The following is an 11,860-nucleotide window of genomic DNA, read 5'->3' on the forward strand; positions in this document are numbered from 1 at the left end:
TTCACCACTATGGTCTATTAAAGGGAAACTCCGGGGGTTGGCGACGATGGGGATGATGTTCCGGGTAAGGGCTGGACTGGCGCTGGTCTTTGTGGGCTTCCTGCAACTGAATGCGGCTCCGCAGGCACCAGTGCCCTCGCCACCCGCGAGGCCTCTGGCGCAGCACTCCGCCACAGTCAGCCGTTACTGCGTTACCTGCCATAACGAAAGGCTCAAGACCGCCGGGCTGGCCTTGGACCGGATTGATCTCGGTAATGTACCCGCCGCCGCCGAGGCATGGGAAAAGGTGATTCGGAAATTGCGCACGGGGGCCATGCCTCCGACTGGCGCGCCTCGCCCTCCGGCGGACTTCTACAATTCCCTGGCGACTTACCTGGAAACGGAATTGGACCTCGCCGCCGCAGCTCATCCCCATCCCGGCCGGCCCGTCATCCGCCGCATTAATCGCACTGAATATGCCAATGCGGTGCGCGACCTGCTGGGGCTGGAGCTGCGCGTCGAGGATATGCTTCCCGCCGATGAAATCAGTTCAGGCTTCGACAACATCGCCAGCGTGCTCACCGTCTCGCCGATGCTGATGGAACGCTATATGCTGGCGGCGGGGAAGATCAGCAACCTGGCATTGGGGGTTTCCTCCGCCCAGCCCGCCGAGGAAACTTACACCATCTCCAAACTGGTGATGCAGGAGGATCGCGCCGGGGAAGACCTGTCCTTTGGTTCGCGCGGTGGAATTGCGGTTCGTCACCACTTCCCGCGGGATGGCCAGTATTCCATCAAGATTCAGTTGCAGAGGAATTTCAGGGGATACATCCGTGGTCTGGGCGAGCCGCACCAGCTTGACCTCACCCTGGATGGCGCTCGCATCCAAGCGCTCACTATCGGAGGGGAGCGCCGGGGAAAATCCGCGCCCATCTTCTCCTCGGCCAGCATGGGGGAGACAGCACAGGAAGACTACGAGCATACCGCCGATGAAGAGTTGGAGTTTCGCTTCGCGGCCCAAGCGGGTCCTCACCAGGTTGCCGTGGCTTTTGTGAATGAGGAAGTGGAGTCGGAGGGCCCGTTGTGGCCAGCCATGACTCCAATCGAGTACGAGCAATACAAGGGGGGCGACCCCGGCGTGGCCAGCGTGGTGATCGGCGGCCCCTACGATGCCAAGGGGCCGGGAGAGACTCCCAGCCGCAAGAAGATACTGGCTTGCCAGCCTACCGGGAACTCCGAGGCCTGCGCGCGGAACATTCTCACCACGCTCGCGCGGCGCGCCTATCGGCGACCCGCAACTCCGGAAGACATGGACGTGCTGCTGAGTTTCTTCCGCCTCGGCTATCGATCGAGAGACTTCGACGTGGGCATGGCGGCAGCCATCGAACGTATTCTGGCGGGACCGGAATTTCTCTTTCGCATCGAGCGCGATCCCGGCCATCTCCCGCCCGGCACGGCGTATCCGATCAGCGACCTGGAGCTGGCCACGCGCTTGTCATTCTTTCTGTGGAGCAGCATTCCGGACGACGAGTTGCTGAATCTGGCCGAGCGCGGCAGGCTGCGTGATCCGGCGGAGCTGGAGGGGCAGGTGCGCCGCATGATGGCCGATGCCAAGTCGAAGGCGCTCGTCGAGAATTTCGCGGGCCAGTGGCTTTCCCTGCGAAACCTAAACTCCGTGATCCCGGACCCGCTGGTATTTCCTGAGTTCGACGAGAATCTGCGCCGCGCATTTCAGCAGGAGACCGGGTTGTTTTTCGAGAGCATCGTGCGCGAGGATCGCGGCGTCTCCGATCTGCTGAACGCGGACTATACCTTCGTGAATGAACGGCTGGCCCGGCATTATGGAATTCCCAATGTCTATGGCAGCCACTTCCGGCGCGTTTCGCTGAGCGACGAAACCAGGAGGGGATTGCTGGGCAAGGGCAGCGTCTTGATGGCGACCTCGTATCCCAACCGGACCTCTCCCGTTACACGCGGCAAATGGGTGCTGGAAAACATTCTCGGCACGCCGCCGCCACCGCCTCCTCCCGATGTGCCATCGCTTGCGGATAATGGCCGTGGCGGGAAGTTGCTCTCCATGCGCGAGCGGATGGAGGAGCATCGCAAGAATCCGGCCTGCGCGGGGTGCCACAAGCTGATGGACCCGCTGGGCTTCGCGCTGGAAAATTTCGACGGCCTCGGCAAGTGGCGCACCCGCGATGGCGACAGCTCCATCGATCCTTCCGGGGCATTGCCGGACGGCACGCAGTTTCAGGGGCCCGCGGGAATGCGCAAGGCTTTGTTGAGTCTGCGCCAGCAGTTTCTTGCCACATTCACTGAACGGCTTCTTGCCTATGCTCTCGGCCGGGAAGCCGACTATCACGATGCGCCCGCGCTGCGTGGCATTCTTCGCACCGCCGCTCCCAGCGACTATCGCTGGTCCGCGCTGGTTATTGGGATAATCAAGAGCACGCCGTTTCAAATGAGGAGGTCGCCGGAACTATGATGATCTTCAAGAAATCGATTCCCCGCCGCGCGTTTCTGGCCGGCATGGGAACTGCTTTGGCCTTGCCGCTGCTGGACGGGATGATCCCCGCCCTGGCCAGCGCGCAGAATCCCGCTGCCCAACCGGTTCGCCGCCTGGCGTTTGTCTATGTTCCGAACGGAATGATCATGGAAAAGTGGACTCCCGAAAAGGAAGGGACCACGTTCGACCTGCCTCCCATTTTGGAGCCGCTGACTCCCTTTCGGGACCAGATGCGGATCCTTAGCGGGCTGAACCAAAATGCGGCGGCGGCGCTGCCCGGCGAAGGCGAGCAGGCGCCGCACGAGCGCGCCGGGGCCACCTACCTCACCGCCGTTCACCCCCGGCGGGAAGGGCATGTGGGAGTGTCAGTGGACCAGGTGGCGGCGCAATCTCTGGGTCAGCAGACCCAACTGGCGTCGCTGGAGTTGAGCCTGGACCCCTCCACCATCTCCGGCCAATGCGAAAAGGGCTGGAGTTGCGCCTACGTTCATACCCTTTCATGGCGCACGCCGACGACTCCTAATCCCACGGAAAATCAGCCGCGCGCGGTGTTCGAGCGCTTGTTCGGCGATAGCCAGAGCACGGACCCGGCGGAGCGGCGCGCCCGTTTGGAAAGGCGGCGAAGCATTCTGGACTCCGTAACCCAGGCGGCGGGGCGATTGTCCGCAGGCCTGGCCTCTGCTGACCGCGCCAAGCTGGCCGAGTACATGGATTCAGTCCGTGATGTCGAGCGGAGGATCGTGCGGGCGGAGGAACAATCCTCCCGCGAACTGCCGGAGTTTGACCGGCCGGTGGGCGCTCCCGCCCGGTTTGACGAATATGCGAAGTTGATGTTCGACCTGCAGTTGCTGGCTTTCCAATGTGATTTCACGCGAGTGTCCACATTCATGATGGGTCCGGAGCAGGGTGGCCGGACCTTCCGGGAAATCGGCGTGGCCGACGCGCATCACCCGCTATCCCATCACCAGAATGATCCGTCGAAGATCGCCAAGGTGGTCAAGATTGACATCTATCACTCGCAGATGCTCGCACATTTCCTGGAGCGGCTGCGTTCCACCGCGGATGGCGCAGGCTCGTTGCTGGACAATATGATGATTGTCTACGGCAGTGGCATCAGCGACGGCAATAGCCATTCCACAAAAGAACTTCCCGTCGCGTTGCTGGGCGGTGGTTCAGGTCAGCTAAAGGGAAACCACCACCTCCGCTATCCAAAAGGCACGCCAATGGCCAACTTGTACGTAACTCTCCTGAACAAATTAGAGGTTGCCATTGATAAATTCGGCGATAGCACCGGAAGCCTCGATCTAACTTCAATCGCGTAACGAGTGGCGCTCGTCGTTTACTCACTCTGCGGTTGGTGGACCGGGTCTATTTCATCAACAGGCGGATAGCCCAGCCTCGCTGCAACCCCGGACGGCCACGGGACTGCGCAATAAATAAAGCGAATACAACCGCTCCCCTGGCCATTGTCTCCCACGATCTCCCGAATGCTTCTGTAAACCGAGTTGGAAGAACTTACCGAACCGGATTATTTCCAGCCTTCGGGAACTTTCTCCGTCCAGGTGGTGGCGCCCACCGGCGCCATTCCGATCTCGGTAGCCAGCGAGCGCTTCAGGTGGACTACTTTTCCGCCCACCGCCGTCATCAAGACCTGAATTGACGGAATGTCGTCCTCTGGAATGGTCAAGAAATCCTTGTCCAGCACGATGAAATCGGCAAACTTGCCGGTCTCCAGCGTGCCCATCACTTTCTCCTTCAGAAAGTAATATCCGGCCCAGCGCGTCAGCGCCTTCAACTGAATCTCGCGCGTGGTGCGTTGATCCGGGCCGTAAACCTTTTTGTCGAAGTCGTTGTAACGGTTCATGCCTTTGAGAATGAAGAAAAACATCTTGTAGGGCATGGGCCGGTCGATCTCGACCGTATTCATCACCTGCGCATCCACCAGCGACTTGCGCGGCACCACCCAACTGGTGTATTCCACGCCGTACTTGCGCGCCATCAGCGCCGCGCCGCGCTGCGGCTCCCACAGCACGGTATTGATCTGGCTGACCATCATGCCCAGGTTTTTGAGGCGCGGAATCTGCGCTGGCCGCGGCGCGCCGGAGCTGTGGTCGAAGGCGTGACGTTTGGCGCGAATCTGATCGAGGGTGAAACCGGCGCGTTTGCTGGCGGCGTCGATAGCGTCCATATAGTTGTCGATGTCCTTGTCGCCACCCGTGTGCATGGTGGCCACGCGCAGGCCGCTCTCGATGATGCGCTCGATGATCTCGCGGCCGCGCATGCCGGGGTCCAGATTGCAGCGGTTCGGCCCGCTACCATAGCTGAAATCCTTCTTGAACTCATCCCACTCTGGACGCGGCTCGATGGTCATGCAGTCGCTGCCGGATTCATCCCAGGCCCCGATCAGCCACAGATGGTCCGAGCCGGAACCCACCATACCGGACAGATAGCGCAGCAAATCGACATTCCAGTCCGGCCCGATATAGCCCCAGGCGAAGCGGCCCGGCATCTCGCCGCGCTGATCGAGATATTGCAGCGCTTGATAGTTGTGGAAGGCATAGGGCGCAGAGCCAAAGCCGGTTACGCCGTAACTGGCCCACAGCTCCATCTCGGCGCCGATGATGCGCGCCAGCAGGTCCGTGCGGCCTTTGAAATAAAGGTCCGGCTCCATGGGCCGGTTGAAGCCGTAGCCTTTCTTCTCCTGCTCACTGATGGTGCCCAAGCCGGGATGCACCTTGGCCAATTCATCGAGCGCCTTCTGATTCACCACCGAAGTAATAAAACCGTTCTTGATCTTCACGGGATTATTGGGCGCGACCTGGTCCAGATATTCCTTCTTGATGCTGTTGGGAAACAGCACGGCCATCTCCTTGGCCCACTCATATTCCGGCCCCCAGTTGAAGCTGAGCAAAATGGGCTGGCCGGGTTTCGCTTTCTTAAGCGCGTCCTGCAGCATGGGTTCAAATAGCGCCATCTGCTGCTTGGGAGTGACGCTGGGCATCCAGCGATGGATCATGAAATCATCGTTGGGCAGCACGTGAGTGATGGCGCGCGGCTCCTGAAATGCCCAGTCGGTGGGATGCTCGTGGGTGAGGGTAAAGCTGGGCAGCACGGTCCGCCCCTTCAGGTCGATGCGTCGGGTCTGCGGCCCGGCCAGCGCCAGCATGTCGGCGTTGGAGCCGAGCGCCAGCACTTTGCCGTCGCGCACCGCCATCGCCTGCGCAATGGTTCCCAACTGCGAAGTGAAGGTCGCGTCATCCACGGTAACGATCTTCCCGTTATGCAGGATCATCTGCGCATAGCCCAACTTGGCCATGACGTTGGCCTGCTGCGCCACCAACCAGGTCGGCGACGTGGCCGCCATCAACAACAGCATGAACATCTTCACTCGACAGATTCGATTCATAGCACTCCTCCCGAACTTGAAAGTAATTAGTCTCACGATTTCATACCGCGCTTCATCCTCTGGCGTAGCAGTTTCCTGGGAAATTGTTGGGGTGTCATTCCGAGCAAAGCGAGGAATCTGCTTTTTATATCGCCGTATTGAGAAAAAAGCGGAATCCTCGGAATGACATCTCGCCGTATTTTCTGGCAAACTCTTAGAACTCGAACTTCAGCGCCAATTGAATCTGCCGCGAAGTGCCGATGGTCTTGGTGATGCGCCCGCCGGGCGCCTCGGACGAAGGTAGCCCCGTGGTCTCGAAGACCAGCGAACTGCTCGGCCCCGCGTAGTTCGGATGGTTCGGCAGATTGAAGAACTCGGCGCGTAACTGTAGGTTCCTGCCCTCGCGGATCTGGACCATCTTGAAGATGGAGAAGTCCACCTTTTTCTGGCCTGGCCCGTCCAGTGTGTTGCGTCCGACATTGCCGAAATATCCCGGCGCCACGGTCTGGAACTGAGTCTCATCGAAGTAATGGTTCACATCGCCGATCACCGGGTTGTTGTTGCCGCCCGGCTTCAGCAGCGGCCGCACCACGCAGGTGCGGCAGAAGTTGGTAACCGCATAGCCCGGCCCGGTCAGGGAAATGGGCAACCCTGTGCGCACCGAGACGATGCCGTTCACCTGCCAGCCGCCCAGCACCTTATTGAGCATGTCACTCATGCTATTGCCGAAAGTCTTGCCCTGGCCCAAGGGAAGCTCGTAGGTGTAGTTGAAAGTCATGTTGTGCCGAACGTCCTGATCCAGCCGGCTCATGTCATAGGATTTGTAGTTCCACAGGTTGTTGATGTTCTGCCCGCTGCCTAGGCCAGAATCGCCTCCCGTCTCGGCGTTTTTTGTGCCGATTGGACCATTGCCCAAATTCTTCGACCACGTATAGGAGACGGTGAATTCCAGGCCCTGACTAAAGCGCTTTTGCAGGCGCGTTTGCAGCGCGTGATAGAAGCTGTCGGCGGCGCTGGCGTAGGTGCGCGTGGAATCAAGGGCAGGATTGATCGACGGAGCCCCCGCCGGAGTGAATTCCCTCCCGGTGGGGTCAACTTGGACTGCTGGCTGCACTTGGTTCAGCACGCCAACCAAGTTGGTGCCGCGGTTGCCGATATAAGTGGCGCGGGCCACCCATTTGGCTCCCACCTGCCGCTCCAAGCCGAAATTCCATTGATACCCGGCGGGTTGCTTGAAATCCGGGTTGATGATCAGCACCTGCCGCGTGCCTGCAGCCGCATTTACGCCCGCCATCGGATTCGGCCAGCGGAGGGGGGAAGCCGCGACGTTGCGCAACGACAGCCGATCCGCCTGGGGCGGATAGTAGATGGCCAATTGGAACAGATACTCGAGCGGAATCTCCTTGAAGGTTCCAAAGCCGCCGCGCACGCTGGTCTTGGCATCCGGGCTCCAGGCCAGCCCGAATCGCGGCGCGAAATCCTTCAAGCCATCGCGTATATTGAACAGGGCGTTCTTGCCCAGTTGCGTCCAGTCCCGGTCGCGCAACACATCGTTGAAGGTCGCGGCCTTGCCGTTCACCTCCCACGGCGAAGTCACCTTTTCCCAGCGCAGGCCCAAGTTGAGCGTCAGATTGTCGAGCATTTTGAAATCATCCTGCACGTACCAAGCCGTGTAGGTCTGCCGCCAGCCGCGGTAGGAATCCGGCCGCTGCCCCACGCCGGTGGAGGTGATGTTGTTCAAGCCCCGGCAATCGACGGCTGCGCCGGTGCAGTAGGGGGCGACGCCGGAGGTGAGGAAGTTCTTGGTGGGAGCGAACCAACTGGTGGCGGCATGTCCCCACACCGTGGCGAGCACGTTTTCCTGGAAGCGCCGCACGTCAATGCCCATATCCAGCGAATGCCGGCCGCGCGTTACGCGCATCGAGTCAAACCAACTGAAAGTGTTGTCCGTAAAGCGCAGCGGGTCGTCTAGATCGGCGCCGTTGGTGGTGCTGCCTGGGCCGTTGTGGCCCCCAGGAATCGCCACTCCGGGAATACCCCAGGGACCGCCCCAACGCACTCCGGGGATGATCTCGAGCTGGCGCGGCAAACCGGGATAATCATCCGCGTCGGTGCGTTTGGTCTCAGCGCCGTCAATGCACATGCACTGATTGTTGTCATTGCGCGCAAAGCCGATCCGCGCCGAATTCAGCACGGTGGGCGAGACGATGTGCGTCCACTCGATGGTGAGATAACTGTATTTGCCCCAATCATTGGTGGCCGTATGGAGATTCTTGGAGGCATCCAGGAATTGCGCGTCGGGCAGCTCCTTGCTGCTCATATCAAAGACGCCGCGGCCAAACAGGGTGTCATTTTGGCCCAGCGTCTGATCGACCCGAAACATATAATAGTTTTCGCGCCCCGGCTGCTTGCGGCTCCCCTGGTAGTCCTGCAAACCATCATTCAGGTATTTCCCCGTACCCCGCGGGATGATGTTAATCACTGGGACTATGTCGGGATTCACGCCCAGCGGCAGCGTCTCCCGGATGATGCGCTCGGCGCGGCTGCAATTGCGCAGCGTCCCGGGACAGCCGGTGATCTGCCCGGCCCGCGACTCATCGCTCAACACGGTGCCGAAGTCCGTGGTGCCCAGCACCTGCCGCAGCCCTTCAAAGGAGAAAAAGTAAAAAGTACTGTCTTTCACGATCGGTCCGCCGACGGTGCCCCCAAATTGATTGCGCTTGAAGGGCGGAATGGGATCGTCGGGCAGGTCGAAGAAATTTTTGGCGTCCAGCATTTCATTGCGCAGGAACTCGAACACGCTGCCATGGATGGCGTTGGTTCCAGAGCGCGTAACGGCGTTCACCACGCCGCCCACGGCGCGACCGTATTGCGCGCCGTAATTATTTTGCAGCACGGTGAACTCGCGGATGGTGTCCACGCCGAGGGTTTGGTTCATCACGCTGACCGGTGCCACGTTGGAGTAGGGGCTGACGATGTCGGTGCCGTCCAGCAGGTAGGAGCTCTGCTGCGGCCGCGCCCCGTTCAGGATAATGCGACCGCCGCCTTGAAAAACGCCGGCGGGAATTCCAAGGTCAGAGATGGCACCGGGCTGGATGGCGGTAAGATCGGTGAAGCTGCGTCCATTCAGCGGCAGCTCGCGCATTTGCTGCTCCGTAACCAGATCGGCCACGGTGGAGTTGGTGGTTTCCAGCAGCGGCGCTTCTCCCGTAACCGTAACCTGCTCGGATACGGCTCCCACTTGCAGCGCAAAATCCACCACAGCCTGTCGCCCCACGGTCAGCTCCACGCCACTGCGGACCACGGACTGAAATCCTGCGTTCGTGGCCGTTATCTCATAGTTGCCCAGACCCAGTTGCGATGCCGTATACCGTCCGGCTGAGTCGCTGATGGCGCTGCGAGTGATTCCCGTTTCCAGATTCCTGATGGTGAGATTCACATCGGGAATGACCGCGCCGGTGGAATCTTTAACTGTCCCTGAAATCGTTCCGAGAGTTACTTGAGCTCCGCCTGTGCCTAAAGCAGCAAGCAGGAAAACTACAACCATGAAAAACGTCCCCGTCTTTTGCATTAAGTAGTCTCCTCTTCTTCGCCCAAATTACCTAGAACGAACCTGCATTCACTCGGAACTGCGCCTCATCGGCAATATAATTCGAGCGATTGCAATTTGCGTGTAGGTTATCTTGAAATGGAACGCCCGTCAAGAACAATCAGCGCAGACCCGAAAAATAGCCTTATCTTGACTTGCGAACAATTGCTTGCGGGAACAGGCATCGTCCAAGTTCATAGCTATTGAGGGTATTCAAACCGCTAACGAAGGTTCCGCATCCGAACTTTACCTTGGTGGTTTCATTCAAACAAAATCGGCTAATGCGTAAAAAAGAAGCAGGCGACCATTCCGCCCTCACCCTCGGCGAGCACTTCCACTTGCGCGCCAAAGGCGCGAACTTCGCTGGCCGGTATTCCGCTTCCCGCCCGCACGGCGGAAGCATTGACGCGAAGTGAGATGTTGGCGGGAACCGCGGTCTCCAAGATATTGAAGGAAACGTAACTGAGCAGGCCGGAGGGAATCGCCTTGTCTGTTCCGCTTGGGACGGCCGCATGGAGCGTGATCGTGGTCATTTCCAACCCCTGATCATTTTTCCCGTCTTTGGATTCCGCAGTGAGCTCTACATTGCCAAGTTCCGCGGCCGCACCCGGATCGATCTTCTGAAATTTGAGATTCTTGCTGACAAAGTTAATTGTCAGACTTGCCTGCCCCACTGATTCCTGTTCAGCCGGCGTGAAATAAATAGGCACAACAACCGATGCGCCGGGAGAGCCGGTTGCGCTCCCGAGCGTCAACCGAGTGGTCTTCGCTGGATCTGTCGGAGGGCGCCCCTCGGCAGCATCCTGACCCAAAAGATGAACGGAGGATGCCGCAAACAGAAGGATTACTGGAAACATTCGCGGGATAGACCAAAATTGTGGAAGATTGATCATCTGTCTAGTAGACACCTTTCCCTGACTGGAGTCTGAGAGCGGAGTCGCCCAGCTCCCGATTCTCCGGGAATTTCATATTCTTCCTTCGCTCGGCTGCGAGTATACACCTAGTTGGTCTTCGACGCGAGCCTTTCTATTTCCAGTTTCGGCCCGGCAAATGCTGTTGTCCCAGATGGTGCGGCAGGGTCCCTGGAACGATTGTGGCAATCTGCCGGGGCTGATCGAGGCGGCCAGCCGACAAACGCGGATCGGCTTGTCGCCGGTCGATGCCGAATTCGATAGTGAGCGAAACCATACGTATCTCCGTCAGCAACTCCGCGCGAAAAGCATCATCCCTGCCAAGCGGGGCAAGAAGACTTGGCGTATCCACGGCGTTCGGGCCGAGATGCGACACGCTTTCCTCTGCCGACAATACTCCAAGCGTGCTTTAGTGGAAACGGTCTTCTCGACCATCAAACGCAAACTCTCCTCCCGCGCGCCGGGCGAGGATGTCCGTTAAATCGTAGAACTGGTTTCAAAATTCGATACAGCCTCAAATGAGGTACTTACGTTGAAACGCCGCCATCGGCTTGAGTGGTGGCATGAGACTCACCGAGCAGCAATGGACAGCGATGGAGAATTTATTGCCGGAGTCCGGGCGACCGGCGGCGGATCATCCCCGATCGCGGCTACGACTGCGACGACGCGGCATCGAGCTGATTGCGCCGTACCGCCGGAATAACCGAACCAAACGGTACCAGGACGGTCGCAAGCTGCAGCGCTACCGGCGGCACTGGAAAATCGAGCGCACCTTCGCTTGGTTCAGTAATTTCCGGCGGCTCCAAGTGCGGCAAGACCGCATCCTGTGCGTCTTTCAGGGCTTCCGTCATATGGCGTGCCTCTTAATCACGCTGAGGTATTTTGAACCAGTTCTTAGATACTCTGATTGGACCGCGAGCCAGAGATGTTGTTGAATATTCGTCCCTTTGTTCTGGGTAGAGTTTTGATACGGAATACTCAATGTACCGGGGGTTTTGATACGTTTTCGAGTTTCAGGAATGGACGATGCATACGCATTATTGAAAAATTGGTCGGGGCGATAGGATTTGAACCTACGACCCCCTGCGCCCAAGGCAGGTCACGGACAGGATGCAATTTAGCCTGTTTTCAACTACTTGACAATGAAGGAGATGATGTCCGCCCGTTGAAACTTACGGAACCCAATTGAAGTGGGAGGAAAATTACAGCTACATTTCTATCTACAATTTCGTCCCATCACGGAGAGCGATACATCAACTTACGCTTCCGATTTCAATCGAACCTCTCGGCTAACCTCGGATCTCGTCGCCACTGTTCACAACTCTGGATTGATTACTGATAGACCCTCCGCAAGCGCCACCTCGGTCATGATCTTGTCGGCTGCCAATAGAGCGGCCAACGAACTGCGCCGATGGACGTCCAACGCCACAGCCAATTGAAGCGCATCCAAAGTCCGAAGGCTCTTCACGATTCCATATCGAGTGAGTAGC

General features: G+C 58.8%; 7 protein-coding genes. 4 read left to right on the forward strand and 3 right to left on the reverse strand.

What is annotated here, in order from left to right; translation table 11 throughout:
• Nucleotides 1-46: 46 nt before the first annotated feature.
• Nucleotides 47-2,464, forward strand: a complete 2,418-nt coding sequence (locus tag EXQ56_10525) for a DUF1592 domain-containing protein (protein ID MSO20875.1) — start codon at nt 47-49, stop codon at nt 2,462-2,464.
• A complete protein-coding gene (locus tag EXQ56_10530; GenBank protein ID MSO20876.1) occupies nt 2,461-3,807 on the forward strand; it encodes a DUF1552 domain-containing protein in 1,347 nt (448 codons plus the stop codon). Before EXQ56_10525 ends, EXQ56_10530 begins: the two co-directional genes overlap by 4 nt.
• Nucleotides 3,808-4,013: 206 nt before the next feature.
• On the opposite strand, the gene EXQ56_10535 is transcribed toward EXQ56_10530, so the two are convergent.
• The 3 genes from EXQ56_10535 to EXQ56_10545 all read right to left on the reverse strand — a co-directional run bounded on the left by EXQ56_10535 (nt 4,014) and on the right by EXQ56_10545 (nt 10,352).
• Nucleotides 4,014-5,891, reverse strand: a complete 1,878-nt coding sequence (locus EXQ56_10535) for a hypothetical protein (GenBank protein MSO20877.1) — start codon at nt 5,889-5,891, stop codon at nt 4,014-4,016.
• A gap of 193 nt (nt 5,892-6,084) precedes the next feature.
• A complete protein-coding gene (locus EXQ56_10540; protein ID MSO20878.1) occupies nt 6,085-9,441 on the reverse strand; it encodes a hypothetical protein in 3,357 nt (1,118 codons plus the stop codon).
• Between the two features lie 296 nt (nt 9,442-9,737).
• On the reverse strand, nt 9,738-10,352 hold the full coding sequence (locus tag EXQ56_10545; protein ID MSO20879.1) for a hypothetical protein: 615 nt from the start codon (nt 10,350-10,352) through the stop codon (nt 9,738-9,740).
• 163 nt (nt 10,353-10,515) lie between these two features.
• On the opposite strand from EXQ56_10545, the gene EXQ56_10550 reads away from it, so the two are divergent.
• On the forward strand, nt 10,516-10,851 hold the full coding sequence (locus EXQ56_10550) for a hypothetical protein (protein ID MSO20880.1): 336 nt from the start codon (nt 10,516-10,518) through the stop codon (nt 10,849-10,851).
• Nucleotides 10,852-10,933: 82 nt separating this feature from the next.
• Nucleotides 10,934-11,305 carry a hypothetical protein gene (locus EXQ56_10555; protein MSO20881.1) on the forward strand — a complete coding sequence of 124 codons (372 nt, stop codon included), beginning with the start codon at nt 10,934-10,936 and terminating at the stop codon, nt 11,303-11,305.
• Nucleotides 11,306-11,860: the final 555 nt, after the last annotated feature.

This window comes from Acidobacteriota bacterium (assembly GCA_009691245.1).
GTDB lineage: Bacteria > Acidobacteriota > Terriglobia > 2-12-FULL-54-10 > 2-12-FULL-54-10 > SHUM01.